Below are 16,589 nucleotides of genomic sequence, written 5' to 3'. Positions count from 1 at the left end.
TGCCGTCGCTGATCGTGTAGCTGAAGCTGTCGGGGCCCTCATAGCCCGCATCCGGCGTGTAGGTCAGCGTGCCGTCGCCATTGTCGACGAGGGTGCCGTTGGCCGGGCTGGTGAAACTGTCGAAGGTGACCGGATCGCCGTCGGGATCGCTGTCATTACCCAGAAGATCGCCGGTATCGATCACCAGCGGCGTGTCGATGGCCGCCGCCAGCGCGTCATCGGCGGCCTGCGGCGCCTGGTTCACCGGGGTGATGCTGCCGTCCTCATCGGCGATCGGGTCGCTGGCCACCTCGAAGTAATCGACCTGCGCGGTATAGCCGGTGGCCTGCGCGGTATTGCCCGCAAACACACCGGCCGAGGTGGCGTTGAGCGCATGGCTAAAGCTCACCGCCGTGGTCCAACTGCTGCCGTCGGCGGAATACTCATAGCTCCAGGTGTCGCCAGAGCGGTCGACCCGCAGGTATTCGGCGGCCCCGGCCGGGATCGTTGCATTGACCCGCGACGACGAGTTGCCATTGACCGTCACCCCGGCAAAGACCCGCAGCACGTTGCCATCGGAATAGGTGTCAAAGCGCACCCAGTTGCCCGCATCCTGCTCCACCAGGATCCCCTGCAGCTGGAAGCGCTCGCTGGGCGTGGTCAGGAAGCGCGCCTCGACCTGGAAATCCTCGTCAGCGATGGCCTGCATCGCCCGGGCCGCATTGTTGGCGCCCCAGGCATCATAATTGCCATCCGGCGTCACCAGCTCCAGATAGGCGTCCGAGGCACTGGTCCCCAGCCCCGCCGCCACCCCGGTCGGGCCCTCAATGGTCCACACCGCAGGATCCAGCGCTCCACTGCTGAAATCATCCGACACCAGTCCGCTGCCGGAGGCGGGCGTGGCAACCGTCAGGGTCACGGTTGCGGTGTCGCTGAGGCTGCCGTCGCTGATCGTGTAGCTGAAGCTGTCGGGGCCCTCATAGCCCGCATCCGGCGTGTAGGTCAGCGTGCCGTCGCCATTGTCGACGAGGGTGCCGTTGGCCGGGCTGGTGAAACTGTCGAAGGTGACCGGATCGCCGTCGGGATCGCTGTCATTACCCAGAAGATCGCCGGTATCGATCACCAGCGGCGTGTCGATGGCCGCCGCCAGCGCGTCATCGGCGGCCTGCGGCGCCTGGTTCACCGGGGTGATGCTGCCGTCCTCATCGGCGATCGGGTCGCTGGCCACCTCGAAGTAATCGACCTGCGCGGTATAGCCGGTGGCCTGCGCGGTATTGCCCGCAAACACACCGGCCGAGGTGGCGTTGAGCGCATGGCTAAAGCTCACCGCCGTGGTCCAACTGCTGCCGTCGGCGGAATACTCATAGCTCCAGGTGTCGCCAGAGCGGTCGACCCGCAGGTATTCGGCGGCCCCGGCCGGGATCGTTGCATTGACCCGCGACGACGAGTTGCCATTGACCGTCACCCCGGCAAAGACCCGCAGCACGTTGCCATCGGAATAGGTGTCAAAGCGCACCCAGTTGCCCGCATCCTGCTCCACCAGGATCCCCTGCAGCTGGAAGCGCTCGCTGGGCGTGGTCAGGAAGCGCGCCTCGACCTGGAAATCCTCGTCAGCGATGGCCTGCATCGCCCGGGCCGCATTGTTGGCGCCCCAGGCATCATAATTGCCATCCGGCGTCACCAGCTCCAGATAGGCGTCCGAGGCACTGGTCCCCAGCCCCGCCGCCACCCCGGTCGGGCCCTCAATGGTCCACACCGCAGGATCCAGCGCTCCACTGCTGAAATCATCCGACACCAGTCCGCTGCCGGAAGCGGGAGAGCCGATTGTGAAATTGAAGAGGACGGGCGCCGGTGACGAAATCCCGTCGCTGAGCCCAAGTTCAAACCCGTCCAGCCCATCCGTGCCGGACGCGGTTGCAAAGGACACAAGGCCCTGATCGACATCCGCCTGGGTAAAGCTGCCGCCTGCGGCCAGATCCGCCCCGTTCAGCCGCAGCGTTCCCAAGCTTGGCGCCGACACCACAGTGTAGACCAGCTCGCTGGCGCTCTGTTCGCTGTCCGTTGCCGACAGCACAGACGGGTCGATCGCAAAGGTGTCGCCTGCATTCAAAAAGGCGGATTGCTCCCGCGATTGCAGCAGGACCGCCACTGTCGCATCGGTCTTGCTGGCGACGATAACATCCCCAAGGCCGTCCTGATTGATATCTTCCGGAATCGGCGTATAGGCACCAAGCGCATTGTTATCTATCGTCACGGCGCCAAAAACGCCGGAGCCGTTGTTCTCCAGGAAGCGCACCGAATTGTCGTTGACACTGGCCGCAAGCAGATCGATGTCGCCATCGTCATCCACATCATCAGCGGTCACGCTGCGCACCCCGCCCAGACCGCTTGCCAGAACCGACCTGGTGAAAGCCCCGCCGGTGTTGAAATAACCGATGACCTGGTTGTCGAGCTTTGCCGCCGCCGCGATATCGATACTGCCGTCACCGTTCAGATCGGCCGCTGTGACGTAATAGGCCCCGTTTGCCGCATTATCGATGATCTGCTTGGTGAACGTCTGGCTGCCATCATTGAGATAGAGCGCAACCGTGTTGTCCCCATAGCTCGCGGCCAGTATGTCAAGATCGCCGTCTGCGTCGATATCAATTGCGATCGCCGTCTTGGCCTCGATCGCATTGCTGTCGACCACCCGCTCCGTAAAGGTCTGGGCGCCGTCATTCTCGTACCAGGCAATGGTGTTTGAATCCTGACTTGCGGTGACCAGATCAAGGTCGCCGTCACCGTCCAGATCCGCCGCTTCGATGAAATGCGCCCCGTCCTTGGCGGCGATGGTGTGGCGCTGGAAGCTGCCGCCGCCGTCATTCTCGTACCAGACATACAGATCGTCACGGTACCCGCCCGCAAGGATGTCAGAGTCGCCGTCCTGGTCCAGATCGGCAACCGAGGCCGGATAAGAAGACTCCAGCGCAGTATCGATGACATGCGCGGTGAAATTCTCTGCCCCGTCGTTCTCGTACCAGACAACCGAGTCGTTCTGCTCGGAGGTGGCAGCCAGATCGATGTCGCCATCCCCGTCGAAATCCGCGCCCAGCCCGACATGGGTCAGCGGCATGGCAGTTGTCACGATAGCCTTGCTGAACACCGGCGTGCCGGTTGTCAGCACCGGGGCGTCCTGGACAATGGGGCCGCCGCCGGGCCCGGACGCCGCCAGCGTCACGGTGCCTGTCACGCTATCGGCGCCATCGCTGAGCGTGTAGCGGAAGCTGTCGGAGCCGGAGGCCCCAGCATCCGGCGTATATGAGAATGCCCCGTCTGCGTTGAGCGCTACGGTTCCGTTTGCCGCCTGCGTGTCGAGGGAAACGGTCAGGGGGTCGCCGTCGGGATCGCTGTCATTGTTCAGCACGCCGCTGGCGGCATCAACTGTCAGGCTGCCATCCGGCGCCAGAAGATAATTGTCATTTTGCGCAACAGGGGCCGTGTTCACCGGGGTGACGCTGCCGTCCTCATCTGTGATCGGGTCGCTGGCGACTTCGAAATAATCGACCTGCGCGGTATAGCCGGTGGCCTGCGCGGTATTGCCCGCAAACACACCGGCCGAGGTGGCGTTGAGCGCATGGCTAAAGCTCACCGCCGTGGTCCAGCTGCTGCCGTCGGCGGAATACTCATAGCTCCAGGTGTCACCGGAGCGGTCGACCCGCAGGTATTCGGCGGCCCCCGCCGGGATCACCGCATTGACCCGCGAGGAGGACGAACCATTCACCGTCACCCCGGCAAAGACCCGCAGCACGTTGCCATCGGAATAGGTGTCAAAGCGCACCCAGTTGCCCGCATCCTGCTCCACCAGAATCCCCTGCAGCTGGAAGCGCTCGCTGGGCGTGGTCAGGAAGCGTGTCTCGACCTGGAAATCCTCGTCGGCGATGGCCTGCATCGCCCGCGCGGCATTGTTGGTCTGCCAGGCATCATAATTGCCATTCGGGGTCTCCAGTTCCAGATAGGCGTCCGAGGCATTGACGTCCACATTCGCAGAGACCCCTCCCGGCCCTTCGATTGTCCAAACCGTAGGATCCAGCGAGCCCTCGCTGAAATCATCTGATGAAAACACCCGGCTTCCCCCCAAATGAACTCGTAACGCAGCGGCTTGCCAAACCGCTTACTCATTTAACTAACTAGTAACTAACTAGGCCCGAACTCCCCGTTTCCAGGCCACCGCAAAGGGAACAAGACGCTTTTGCGTACTTCACACAGAATACCACAGCCGCCTTACAAACTCCAACACTCGCGTGACCTGGGCGCGGGAGTGTTGGAGAATCCCGACACTGCACGACTGCACGCGCGCGCCCGGTGAGGCCGCACCGTTGACACGACTCCCTTCAAAGGTCACAGTAAACGTCAAGGTTCCGTGAGTTTTCGTCTGGTGGAGCGCTATGGAGCGGGGAAATTTGACAGTGTATAGCCAAATTCCCAGAATCTACCTTGCCGATTTGATTTTCGGGTCGGTCGACTTAGATGAGCTGAATTGACCAAAGTACGAGTGAAGTAGGGTACCATGTCAGACCACACAGATAAGCCTGAATCCCCTGAACGTAGGGAAGTCCTTCAAAAAGCTGGACGTTTCGCGGCGGTAACAACGCCCGCGGTTGCATTTCTTCTGTCCACAACCTTGTCATCCGAGGCTGTCGCAAAGTCCGGCGGCGGCGGCGGCGGCGGCGCGAGGAGAAGACTGAGAAGGAGACGGAGAATAATCCGGAGGAGGAGACGGCCCTAAAAGGACGTCGCTCGCCTGGCGGTCACTCGTTTCTACTGGTGGTCCCCGCGGGGGATTTTGCGACATCCTCGGATGTCGCAATCTTCAGTTTAATCTAGAGAGGGTTATTCTTGGACCTCGCTCAAATTATGGCCTTTCCCGATGTGCGCCTTGTCAATGTTGGGAACAGCCATTTTTTATTTCTGCCACATACACAAAAACTCTTCTATGCATCTGAAATCACAGTTGCATTATGGCCCCGGCTGGTTGACGGACTAACCATTTCCGAATTCGTTTCATCGGCATCAACCGACGGTGCCAATGGCCTGCAGAATTTAACCGAGTTGCTGAATTCAGGAGCCGTCCGCTATCTGGCTCCGTGCTCCGGACCCGTGGCGATCACATCCCGCCTGTGCCTGTCAATTGACGGGTTCACAATCGGAATTTCCTGCACCGGTGAAAAAACGGCAGAGATGGTGCGCAACCTGTTCGACCACCTCCTGGTGCCGACCGCCCCCACCCCAAATCAACTTGTCCTTGTCGAGGAGACAGCGCGGGTCGGGCTTGCCTGGGCCGGTGAAGACCCGGACTGGCACCGCTGGAACGAAATTGGTGCCGCGCTGAAGTTCCTGCTGACTACGCTGGTCCTGGATGCCGCGCAGGATCCGGTGCTGCACACGGCGACCGTTTCCGCCGATGGCCGGAACATGCTGCTGTGCGGGGCCCCCGGCCGCGGAAAATCGACCTTATCCGTTGCGCTGCAGGACGAAGGCTTCAGCCTCGAAGGGGACGATCTGGCGGTGCTGCGCAGCGGTGGCCAGGTGATGGCCCTGCCATTTCCAGCCACGTTAAAATGCGGCGCACTGCCCCTTCTTGCGTCCCGTCGGCCAGAGCTTGAAACCCGACCAAGCTATTTGCGGCCGGACGGCAAGGTGGTCCGCTACATTGCGCTGGCCGCGGGCCAATGTCCGCCGCGGCCTGTCCGCTGCGTGCTCTTTCTTCACAGACAGTCGGATGCAGCGGCCGGGCTGGAGCCTGTCACCGCTGAGGAGGAGATCATCCAGATGATGCTGGGATCCTGCTGGTCCCAGGACGACAGCCTGTCGGGCGATGGTTTTGAATCCCTGGCTGCCCTGGTCGGCACCGCGCGGTTCTTCCGGGTCGGCTTTGACGGTCTTGATCAGGCAGCCGCCTTGGCGCTAGAGGCCTGGCGCCGCGCAGGGAGGGGCTGATAGATGCCCGTATTTCCTCCAAATGCTCTGGTCGATTTTTCCGAATGCCTGCGGGGACGGGTGCCCCGGAACTCGGATTGGGAACGGATTATCGGTTGCGCCAATGAAAATCTTGTCGGCCCGCTGCTGTACAGAAGGCTGCTCCGGTCCGGTCAGGCCGCGCAGGTCGACCCTGAGGCGCTGAGTTACCTCGCCTCGGTCAATGCCGCCAACAACACCCGCAACAGCATGTTGAAAGCCCAGCTTGACGAGGTCCTGACAGCTCTGACCGCAGAGGGGCTGGAAGTCGGCCTGATGAAGGGGGCGGTCAATCTATTTCAGGCCGCGGATGCCGCCGACGTGTCGCGGATGTCCTTTGACCTCGATATCGTTACGAATCCGGATCAGGATGCCGCTGTCGAACGGATCCTGAGCAGCATCGGCTACGAAAAATTCCCGGACAGCCAAAACCAGTATTCGCTGGGAAGCTACTTCCGGGCGGATGCCGCCGGCGCATTGGACATACATCACAAGATCCCGGAGCGCTATTTCGGCGCGATCAGCGCGCGCGACATGGAAGAGCAAAGCCGTCTCGTTCCGTTTGGAGAGGGGGCCGTGCGGATCCCCAATGCGAATTTGCGCCTGATGACCAATTTGGCGCATGACATGCTGCATGACCGCGGTGTGTTCTCGGGGTTTGTTCACCTGCGGTACCTGAACGACCTGATTGAGCTGTGTTCAATTCCAGACGATCCCATCGACTGGCGACTGGTCGAGGAAAAATTCCCGACTTACCGTTTCAAACTCGGGCTGGAATTGCAGTGTCGCATAATCCGGCAGCTGTTTCCCGAAGCGGCTTTTCCCCAAGGGCCGCGCAGCCCGCTGGGCTGGGTGCTACACCAGCGCAGGTTGCTGAGATCCCGGCATCCGGTCCTTGCCGGGCTGGAATGGAAGATGATCCTGCGCCTGCGACAGACGCGCTTCTGGCTGTGGCTGCGCCAGTCAAAATAAGACCCCGAACAAGACCGCAGATTCGGCCGCGCGGGTGATCCGGCAGGGCGCCCTGGACCGGGCCCGCCTCTGCCGACTGGCAGAGGCTTGGCGTCGAGTTATTCGAATAGGCGCCGCTGCGGAACCACGATCACATCCCCAGGCGAAAGCACCGTGCTGCCGGAGATGCCGGAGCCACCATTTGTGCGGTAATTGTAGAGATAGATCTTGTCGCCCCGGCGCAGCTGAATGCGCTTCTCGGCAGCAAAACGGGTGAGGCCGCCAGCTTGGGCAAGGGCCTGAAGCAGGGTTGTGCTGCGGTTTGCCTCCAGCATGCCCGGGGCGGTGATTTCTCCCATCACATAGACGGGGCGGCTTCTGCGGATGGCGGTTCCCCGCGCCACCGGTTCAGCCAGCGTGTCTACCGACACAAAAACCCGCGGCTGGGCGGCAAAGTTGGGCGTCAGGGCATTTGTCAGATCACTCCTGATCTGCTCGACCGTCCGCCCGGCTGCGGCCACGCCGCCAGCCATCGGAAAATTGATGGACCCATCCGGCAGAACAAGAGCGCTGCGGTTCAGGTTCTCATCCTCCAGCACCTCGATGCTCAGCGTGTCGCCGGGTTTGATCTTGTAACCGGCTTGCGCCTGGACTGCTGCAGTCACCAGCAGCGCCGTGAAAAAACTGAACATAAACTTGAACATAGCAGACCTCCCTGAGGGCAAAGAAAGTGATAACAGATATCTGCGGCCTCCCCGGCCTGTTGCACCGGATCCGGTTCCGCACAGCCCCCGGGAAATCAGGGCGGCACTTTGATCCTGTTGATCCTCATGCATGCTCTCCATGGTAGCATTATCATACTTTAGATTGTTAAGGCATCGATGCGAAAAAACCGCCCCTTCCCCTACCCGGCGATGATTGCGAATTCCGGCCACAAGCTTGCGGCCTGAACCTGGGCGATGATTTCGTCCTCATACAAAGCGTTCGAGATCAGCACCATAGAGGGCCGGAGACTGACGAGCTGCTCCGGCGCGATCACCGGCAAGGCGACACCCGGAACCATCCTCTGATGCTTGCGGGTGTTCAAATCAACAAACGCCCTCAGGGACTTCGCCGCCTCCCCCAGGGCATTGGCGAAGGTGATCCCTTTTGAGCCGGCGCCCCAGATCACGATGTCACCGTCATAGTCCTGCAACCTGTCGCGCCACCGCTGCAGTTCCGCACGCGCCGCCTGTCCAAAGGCTTTGGCGGATGCGCAGATCTCTGCGGCGCCCGGATCCAGATAGCCCGGCTCCGGTTCGACCGGGACCGCTTCGACCATCAGGAACTGGTTGCCATAGCCGGTGCGCACGGACACCGGATCGAAGCCGGTCCGCCGGAACAGGGCGGTTATGGCGGGTGCGCTCCAATAGCCCACATGTTCGTAGATGACATCCCACATCGACACCGCATCCAGCATCCAGCCGGCATTCGGCACTTCGAAATACACTGGCACATCCCGGCCCCCGATGGCCCGACGGATATCGTGCAGCAGGGCAACCGGATCCTCCAGATGCTCCAGGACATGGCGGCAGAGGATCGCGTCAAACGGCCGGTCCAACTGATCGGAGCAGAAGTATTCGCCGACAATCTCCACAGTGTCGCGGGCGGTGAAGGGCGTGGCTACCCCCGCCATGGAGGGATCAAAGCCGGTGGCCGATGCCACGCCATTCTGCGCCATCAGGTCCAGCATATGGCCGTCGCCGCAGCCGACCTCGATCACATGTTTTCCTTCCAGCCCGTGGTGCGCCACCAGCCCGGCTGCCAGCTCCTCGGCGAAGGTTTGAAACCTGGGTGAGAAATGCAGCGCGTTCTCGTAGCCGGGCGCATAGATCATGCGCTCAGGCTCAAAGGCGCAGTTCCAGATGAACCCGCAATCGGAGCAAAGCTGCAGATCTACGGTTCCGGCAGGCGCCGCCCGCGCCGCCGCCCGGTCCGGCCACAGTTGGTTGCAGATCACCGGAACGCTTTCCAGCTTAAAGATGGCTTGGGCCTTCTGCGCGGCGCACAGCGGGCAAGCTATGGTGCTCCCGGATGTCATACCGCAACCAGCTCTGGCGTCAGGCCCATTGCGGATAATTGCGCCCCGATTTCGGCCAGGTAGACCGGGTTCATGACAATCACCGTGTCGGGTGGCGTCTCCCGCAGCTGCTCTGGGGCGCTGACGCGGTGGCCGGTGACGGGCAGGTATTTGCCCTGTTTGAACGGGTTGATGTCGACGACCTGCGCCACCTCCGCCCCAAGATCGTTTGTGGTCAGGAAGGACACGCATTTCGACCCCCCTCCCCAGATCGCCACCCGCTTGCCGGCGCCATGCCGAGCCCGCACGAAGTCGGTCCAGTGGCGCCGGACCTCGGCCACCTTCTGCGGAAAGGCCGCGGCAAGGGCGCGCACCGTGTCCAGGTCGTCCTCTTGCGGCAAGGCCGGGCGTCCTGCCGCGGGGGCTGCGTATTGAATGATGTATTGCCCCTCATAGGCCAGATACAGCCGGGTCGCATCCAGGCCCGCGCGCCGGAACAACCGCGCGTGGCTGCCTTGGGTGAAATAGGAGCAATGCTCGAAATAGATGTCCCAGAAGGCGCCCTCCTGCAGCACCCGCTGAACATCCGGGGTTTCGAAAAAGACACCGGCACAGGCTTGGTCGCCGATGACTTGCACAATGTCCTTCAGGAACCGGCCCACATCGGGAATGTGCTCCAGGGTGTGGCGGCAGACGACAAAATCCGGCGGCGCGGCGATGGTGCCCGGATCAAAGAATTCACGCTGAAACGTGATCTCCTGCCCTGTTGCTCCGGGCAGCCGTTCCGGGATGAAACCGGGATCAACCCCCAGCCCGATGGTGCCGGACTGGCGGGCGAGCTCCTGCAGGAACTCGCCCTTGCCGCAACCGATTTCCAGCGTGCGCTTGCCCTTCAGGTCGTAGAGGGAGGCCACCTCCGCCGCGAGTTCCCGAGCAAACCGGTTGAAGGTGCCGGAGAAGTGCTGGCTCTCCTCGGTGGTGGAGGCATAGTCGACACGCGACAGCTCGAACACGGAGTTGAAGACGAAACCGCAGCTTTCGCAGAACATCAGCACCAGCGGATGGCGCGGAAACCGCCGGGCCTTCTCGGCAGTCTCCAGCAGGATGCAGCTTTGCACCGGGATCGCCTCAAGCCGGTAAATCTCGGTGAGGTCCCGGCCGCTGCAGGCCGGACAGGCGCTCTTGCCGCTCATCTGCTGCTGTCCTGTTCCGGCGCACTGACAATTTCGAGATTGGGGATCGGAACCACGAACTTCCCTCCCGTCTCAAGAAAGGTCTGCTGCTGGCGGATGATTTCATCGCGGAAATTCCACGGCAGGATCATCACGTAATCCGGCCTGTCCTCCATCAGCTTCTCCGGCTCGTCGATCCGGATCCGCACGCCGGGCATGTATTTGCCCTGCTTGTGGATGTTCTTGTCGACGGCATAGTCGATGGCGCGATCATTCAGGTTCAGGAAGTTCAGCATGATCGTGCCCTTGGCAGCGGCGCCATAGGCGGCGATGCGTTTGCCGTCAGCCTTCAGCGTGCCCACCAGCTTGCGGGCTTGGTCGCGAAAGGCGCGCACCCGCGCGCCGAAGGTCTTGTAGTAATCGTAGCGATCCAGCCCGAGGTCATGCTCTTCGGCCAAAATACCCTGCACCGCATCCGTAACAGCCTTGTATTTGTTGAAATAGAGCCGCAGCGAGCCGCCGTGGATCGGCAGGCGGCGGACATCGTTCAGGTACAAACCGTGCCGCTCGAACAGCGCCTTGGCGGAGCCGACCGAGAAGTAGCACAGGTGCTCGTGGTAGATAGTGTCGAATTCGATGAAATCGATCATGTCGCGGACATAGGGGAATTCGACAACAATGGTGCCGTTGTCCGCCATCAGATCCGCCATCCCCGCCACCAGGTCGTTCTGATCCGCGACATGGGCGACCACGTTGTTAGCGATGATCACATCCGCCCGCTTGCCCTGGGCGCGCAGATTGGCAGCCACGCGGGTACCAAAGAAGTCGACGACCGTCTCGATCCCCTTTTCGCGGGCCGCCGTGGCGGGTCGGCTGGCGGGGTCGATCCCCAGGACCTGGATGTCCTGCGCCTTGAAATTCTGCAGCATATAGCCGTCATTCGATGCAATCTCGACCACTAGGCTGTGCGGCCCCAGATCGTGCGTGCTGATCAGCTCCTGCGCATTCTCCCTGGAATGCTTCAGCAGATCCTCGGAGTAGGATGAGAAATAGACGTAATCGTCGCCGAACATTTCCTCGGCCGGGCGGGTTTCCAGCAGCTGCACCAGCGTGCAGCCCGGACAATAGCCCAGCCGCAGCGGCACCAGGGTGTCCTTCTGCGACAGGCCCGCCGCCTCCAGCAAGCCGTCCGACCGCGGCATCCGCCCCAGATCGAGGATCGGTTCCAGCCCCTTGTGACCGCAGGAGATGCACTGCGCCCTGGTGCTGTCGGACGAAAACACCGATTGCTCTGTGCCCTGGGCCTCCTGGCTGCGGGCGGCTTCGCCTGCGGGGGTATGTGTCAAGGTGACATCGATGATCCCCTCGGAAATCAGCTTCTTGATGTGGCCGATGCGCTGATAGCGCGGCCCCTCAAACGCCTCCAGCGTCAGTTTCTGCGCCTGGTAGGCTTCATAAAGCGACCGCGCGCCGCGGCGCGCATCCCATTGCGGCTTGAACTGCGGCATGACGCGCCGGATCTTGTCGCAGTTCACCCGGTAGGAGCGCTTGTCCGGCCCGGCGCCCTCGGCAAAGGTAACCTCGCAGCCCGGAACCACATCGGCCACAATCTCGGCCAGCTCGCGGATCTGGTAATTGTGCTCCGTCACCCCGACATTGAACGCCTCGTTGCGGATCTCTTCGACCGGCGCCTCAAGCGTTGCCAGGAAGGCGCAGCTGATATCCTCGATATGGGTGATCGGCCGCCAGGGCGTGCCATCCGATTTCATGTGGATATTGCCGGTTGTCACCGCCCAGGCGACGAGATTGTTCAGCACCAGATCGAACCGGATGCGCGGGCTGACGCCATAGGCCGTGGCAGAGCGCAAAAAGGTCGGGCAAAAGCCGTCATCGGCCAGCTCTGCCAGCGCCAGTTCTGATTTCACCTTGCTTTCCCCGTAGGGGGTGACCGGGTTGAACGCACCGGTTTCGTCAATGAAATCGGCGCCCGACGCGCCATAGTTCGAGCAGGAGGACGAAAACACAAACCGCTGCACCCCGGCGGCCTTGGCAGCGCGGGCCACCTTCATGGTGCCTTCGAAATTTATGTCATAGGTGGTTTGCGGGCGGAAATCGCCCAGCGGATCATTTGACAGCGCGGCCAGATGCAGAACCGCATCGAACCCCAGCAGGTCCGCAGTCTCTATAGCCCGGATATCCTTGAGGATCATCGGCACATGCGGCATCTCACCGCCCGGAGCAAAGGTACAGCGTTCGTAGAGATCGCTGTCAATGCCCGCCACTTCATGCCCCGCCGCCATCAGCATCGGGGTCAGAACGGTTCCGATATACCCCCGATGACCAGTCACCAATACACGCATGCTCACTTCTCCCAAACCGCCCAGGGGCGTTCACCGGAATCCCACAGCTTCTGCAGAATGTGCTTGTCGCGCAGCGTGTCCATCGCCGCCCAGAAACCATCGTGGCGATAGGCCATGAGCTGGCCGTCCTTGGCCAGATTTTCCAAGGGCGCGTGTTCGAACATCACCATGTCGCCTTCGATGTAGTCGAAAACCTGCGGCTCCAGCACAAAGAAGGCGCCGTTGATCCAGCCCTCGGCTGTCTGCGGCTTTTCCTCAAAGGCCGTGACCTGGTCGCCGTCAAACCGCATATGCCCGTAGCGAGCGGGCGGGCGCACCGCTGTGACGGTTGCCAGCTTTCCGTGATAGCGGTGAAAGGCCAGCAGCTTGTCGAGGTCCACATCGGAAACCCCGTCCCCCCAGGTCAGCATGAAGGTTTCCTTGCCGAGATGCGGCTGCAACCGCTTGACCCGGCCGCCGGTCAGCGTTTCGTTGCCGGTTTCAATCAGGTCGACAGTCCAGGGAGCATGCTCCTGGTCATGGCGCACCACCGGATCGGGGCGGCCCATGTTGACAGTGATACTGCCGGCCAAGGTTCCGTATTCGGCAAAGTACCGTTTGATATAATCTCCCTTGTAACCAAGAGCGACGGCGAAATCGTCATACCCGTAACGGGAGTATAACATCATAATATGCCAGAGAATGGGCATCCCGCCGATCTCCACCATCGGCTTGGGCCTGACTGAAGTTTCCTCAGCCAGACGGGTCCCCTTGCCCCCGGCAAGAATAGCCACTTTCATAAAACTTCTCCTTTGATGGAGTTACTGGAAACACTGGTACTGTGGTCGGGCATGGCGCGCAGGGGTGCTGCCGAAAACCGCCGTGCGGCTGCACCGACACGCCGACAGGGCGCGCGCTTTTCTGTTTTTGGAGCGGTGAACAGACCGCAATACTGGCAGCGGGCTGAACCGGAGCAATGTCTTCCGGCATGTCGCAAGACAGCATACGGATCAATCTCGACCTTGGCAGAACCACTTAACCCCCCGGGAGGGGCAGAATATTTGCCCCCTTGGTCGGAACGGTAATCCGAAACCTTCACAAGTAAAGGCCGACACTGGCCGCTGCGCATTTCAGCCTCAGCCTGGCGCGACCGCCGCGCAAGACCTCCGCACCGCAGCGCCAGAACCGCTGACCTTTTGCCGTATCGCCCGGCTGCGCTATTTTTAACCAGTTGAACATGGCCTGACCGCAGCGGAGCAGGCAATCGCGCCCCGCTGCGGTCAGGCCTGCGTGTCGGCGATCTGCAACGCTGCATCCGCTGCCGGAAGGAAAGGAATTTCGATGCCCTATTTTTCAACCCGCATCGGCATCGCCATCATCGGCACCTTGCTGGCTGGCGACATTCTGGCCGCGGGTTCTGACGCAAAGGACGTCCGCGCTCTGCCCTTCTATTCGTCTGATTTCGGCTGGTCCGCGGGTCAGGATGTCTCCAGCGCGTTTGCGTCCCTGTTGTCGAACAAAACGTTCAAGGCCGGGGACACGCTTGTTCTTGAAGATACCTACAAGATCTCGGGGTCGAACCTGCGGCTACCGGAAAACTTCACCCTGACCGCAACCAAAGGCGCAGGCCTGGATGTGCGCACCACCTCGGCCGCCGACACCTCGGCGCTGTTCAACCTGTCCAGCGGCGTGACCGTCAGCAATGTCACCTTCGACGTGGTGAACGCGCCCAGCACCGGCTACAGCGCCGCCAACCCGGTGCCGGGCAAGGATTACCACACCAAGCGCGTGCTGGTCGTCGACGGCGATGGGGTCACCGTCGAGAACAGCGCTTTTTCCGGCAATGTCTCGATGCATATCGACGTACAGAACGGCGACCGCTTCAGCCTGGACCAGAGCTCCTTCGATGGCGGCTTCTACCAAGTCCGCATCGTCGGCGGCGATGACGCCACGGTGACCGGCAGCCATTTCCGCAATTCTCTGGGCGACGGCATCAAGACCACCGCCACCCCCAGTGGCGACGGCCCCGAGCGGATGACGGTCGAAGGCAGCCTCTTTGAGGGCAACAACCGCGACGGGATCGATACTGCCGGCGGTTTCAAGGACGGCAAGGTGCTGAACTCGGTGTTCTACGACAACGGCGTCAGCGGCATCGACATCAAGAGCCTGTACAAAACCAGCACCGATTTCGACCCCAGCAAGCAGAACCACAATATCCGTATTTCCGGCAGCGAGTTCATCGACAGCCCCAATGGGGTTGTTGTCACCGTGCTCAACCGCAGCGGCCTGCTGGACGCGCACAACGCGCATCTGATGCCGCATGACATCACGGTCAGCGCCTCGGTCTTTGAGAACACCACGCCCGCCAGCACTCGCGCCTTCCTGATCAAGGATGGCTATGACATCCGCTGGGAGGGGATCAGCCTGCTCGGCAATGTCAGCGAGATGCGCTTCCTCGGCGCCGAGGCGCCCAGCCCGTCGGGCAGCAATCTCGGCGGTGATGTTGCCGAAACCGGGAGGCCCAGGCACCGGACCGACGCGGCGACGTTTCAGCCGGGTACGGGTCCCCTGCCCTGATCACCAAAGCCGACTTCCCCCGAATCGCGCCTCCTCAAGTTGCAGTCCTGCGCAGCTTCACCGGGGGTTCGGCTCGTGATGGCCATGCAGACGCCCGCCAAGCCGACGCAACTGGTTTGGACCACACGTCAGACAATCACGGCCCCGGCGCGCATAACTGTCTGGAGGCAGCCCGGCCACGCTGGTATTATTCCGGTGCGATCCGAGCCGGCCTGCGGATCCAATAGGGCTCGATAACACAGAAACCGGGCACTTTTCCGTATTATCGAGGCGGGTCAACTTGCAAAACCCCGATCCTGGAAGTTTCCGGGGCGAACGCGGCCCCTGTCCCCCAAACGCAAGAAAGCGGACCTGCGCAGGCCCGCTTTCCGCAATCTCACACGCTGAGCCGGTGCAACCGGCCCGCCGCCGATCAGTTGGTGGTGGTGGTGGTGGTGGTGGTGCCAACTTCGTCGTCGTCGTTGGTCACAACGCCCAGCACAACCAGGCCGGCCAGCGCACCTGCGATAGCACCGGCGCTCAACCCGCCAAGACCGCCAAGGCCAGTAGTAGTGGTGGTGGTGCTGGTGGTCGCGGTGGTTGCTGTCTGAGCGGAAACGGCGGTGGCCGAGGTCAGGGCTGCCAGCGTCAGGGCAGTCAGTAGATGTTTCATTGTCATACTCCTCTGGAGAACTTGGAAAAGGGCCCGTTTAAAGGCGACCTTAGGGGAGGCCTGCGTTCATTTCAACGCAGGGATTAGCTGCAAAACTGTTGAAATCCCCTTGCCGCGGCTGTTTTTCTTCAGCCGTTGCCGCAATACCGCGGAGTTTCAACATAAAACCGCTGCCTGCTCATCGCCACAGCTGGCGGATTCGGATGTAGCCGATCTCCGGCCCGGCCCATTGCCGCGACTGCCAGACCTGACTTTGGCCTGGACGATAATCGACCCAGTAGTCATTGACCACCGTGCCACCGCCGCCCTCGCAGCGTTCCTGCAGGTGGCGGGCGGGATGCGTCACCCCGACAATTTCCACCGGCTCCGCCCCCAGATCATGCAGGCTGCAGGCCAGGGACAGCCGGGTCTTGCCGTTGCCCTTGGTGCGCAGCACATAGCTGCGCGCGCCGCCACGGACGGGGCCGGCCCGGCCGTCCGCCGCAGGCACCGCGGCGGACAAAAGCCCGTTGCCCAGGCCGCGGGTGGCGATCAACAGCCCTTCCCGCAGCGCCAGCGAGACATTGTCCTGGGTGCGCCAGACCGTGATCCGGCCGGGATGGCCGTCGTCGCGGATCAGGCTGCGGGTCAGATAGGCTTTGGCGTCGCGGTTTTCGATGGTGACTTCGATATAGGCTTCGGTCTGCTGGTCCAGCAGCGCCCGGCTCAGCTCTGCCGCGGGCGGCACCGGGTTGCGGCGGCGCAGGATGTACTGGCCCACGGCCTTCACCACCTCCAGCTCGGCGGGGGATTTTTCCGGGCCGCGGGCGCAGCCCCCCAGCACCAGCGCCAGGGCCAGCAGCGCCGCGGGGACAAGACGGGTCATG

11 protein-coding genes are annotated in these 16,589 nt (G+C 62.0%); 3 read left to right on the top strand and 8 right to left on the bottom strand.

Features of this window, described 5'->3' with window-relative positions; all coding sequences use genetic code 11:
* Nucleotides 1-4,081: cadherin-like domain-containing protein (locus AC0IPL_RS21360; protein WP_474277198.1), on the bottom strand; the 4,081-nt coding region annotated here is incomplete at its 3' end.
* A gap of 773 nt (nucleotides 4,082-4,854) precedes the next feature.
* On the opposite strand from AC0IPL_RS21360, the gene AC0IPL_RS21355 reads away from it, so the two are divergent.
* Together AC0IPL_RS21355 and AC0IPL_RS21350 are read left to right on the top strand one after the other, a co-directional pair.
* Nucleotides 4,855-5,955, top strand: coding sequence for a hypothetical protein (locus AC0IPL_RS21355; RefSeq protein WP_474277196.1), 1,101 nt, complete (start codon nucleotides 4,855-4,857; stop codon nucleotides 5,953-5,955).
* Between the two features lie 3 nt (nucleotides 5,956-5,958).
* Nucleotides 5,959-6,945 (top strand): nucleotidyltransferase family protein, encoded by a 987-nt coding sequence (locus AC0IPL_RS21350; RefSeq protein ID WP_474277194.1) that lies wholly within the window; start codon nucleotides 5,959-5,961, stop codon nucleotides 6,943-6,945.
* A gap of 98 nt (nucleotides 6,946-7,043) precedes the next feature.
* Here AC0IPL_RS21350 and AC0IPL_RS21345 read toward each other — a convergent pair whose 3' ends face one another.
* The 5 genes from AC0IPL_RS21345 to rfbF all read right to left on the bottom strand — a co-directional run bounded on the left by AC0IPL_RS21345 (nucleotide 7,044) and on the right by rfbF (nucleotide 13,294).
* Complete coding sequence (locus AC0IPL_RS21345; RefSeq protein WP_474277192.1) at nucleotides 7,044-7,628, bottom strand: polysaccharide biosynthesis/export family protein; 585 nt, start codon at nucleotides 7,626-7,628, stop codon at nucleotides 7,044-7,046.
* 200 nt (nucleotides 7,629-7,828) lie between these two features.
* On the bottom strand, nucleotides 7,829-9,004 hold the full coding sequence (locus AC0IPL_RS21340; RefSeq protein ID WP_474277190.1) for a class I SAM-dependent methyltransferase: 1,176 nt from the start codon (nucleotides 9,002-9,004) through the stop codon (nucleotides 7,829-7,831).
* Nucleotides 9,001-10,176: a class I SAM-dependent methyltransferase gene (locus AC0IPL_RS21335; protein ID WP_474277188.1), complete on the bottom strand. Its 1,176-nt coding sequence runs from the start codon at nucleotides 10,174-10,176 to the stop codon at nucleotides 9,001-9,003. Before AC0IPL_RS21335 ends, AC0IPL_RS21340 begins: the two co-directional genes overlap by 4 nt.
* Complete coding sequence (locus AC0IPL_RS21330) at nucleotides 10,173-12,515, bottom strand: NAD-dependent epimerase/dehydratase family protein (protein ID WP_474277186.1); 2,343 nt, start codon at nucleotides 12,513-12,515, stop codon at nucleotides 10,173-10,175. Before AC0IPL_RS21330 ends, AC0IPL_RS21335 begins: the two co-directional genes overlap by 4 nt.
* Before the next feature lie 2 nt (nucleotides 12,516-12,517).
* Nucleotides 12,518-13,294: a glucose-1-phosphate cytidylyltransferase gene (gene rfbF / locus AC0IPL_RS21325; RefSeq protein ID WP_474277184.1), complete on the bottom strand. Its 777-nt coding sequence runs from the start codon at nucleotides 13,292-13,294 to the stop codon at nucleotides 12,518-12,520.
* A gap of 541 nt (nucleotides 13,295-13,835) precedes the next feature.
* On the opposite strand from rfbF, the gene AC0IPL_RS21320 reads away from it, so the two are divergent.
* On the top strand, nucleotides 13,836-15,071 hold the full coding sequence (locus tag AC0IPL_RS21320) for a right-handed parallel beta-helix repeat-containing protein (RefSeq protein ID WP_474277182.1): 1,236 nt from the start codon (nucleotides 13,836-13,838) through the stop codon (nucleotides 15,069-15,071).
* Between the two features lie 412 nt (nucleotides 15,072-15,483).
* On the opposite strand, the gene AC0IPL_RS21315 is transcribed toward AC0IPL_RS21320, so the two are convergent.
* Nucleotides 15,484-15,723, bottom strand: a complete 240-nt coding sequence (locus AC0IPL_RS21315; protein WP_474277180.1) for a hypothetical protein — start codon at nucleotides 15,721-15,723, stop codon at nucleotides 15,484-15,486.
* 178 nt (nucleotides 15,724-15,901) lie between these two features.
* Nucleotides 15,902-16,588 carry a YjbF family lipoprotein gene (locus AC0IPL_RS21310; protein ID WP_474277178.1) on the bottom strand — a complete coding sequence of 229 codons (687 nt, stop codon included), beginning with the start codon at nucleotides 16,586-16,588 and terminating at the stop codon, nucleotides 15,902-15,904.
* Nucleotide 16,589 lies beyond the last annotated feature (1 nt).

This window comes from Leisingera sp. SA32 (assembly GCF_056033425.1).
The sequence above is the reverse complement of the archived record's forward strand: the minus strand, read 5'-3'. Positions and strand labels throughout refer to the sequence as shown.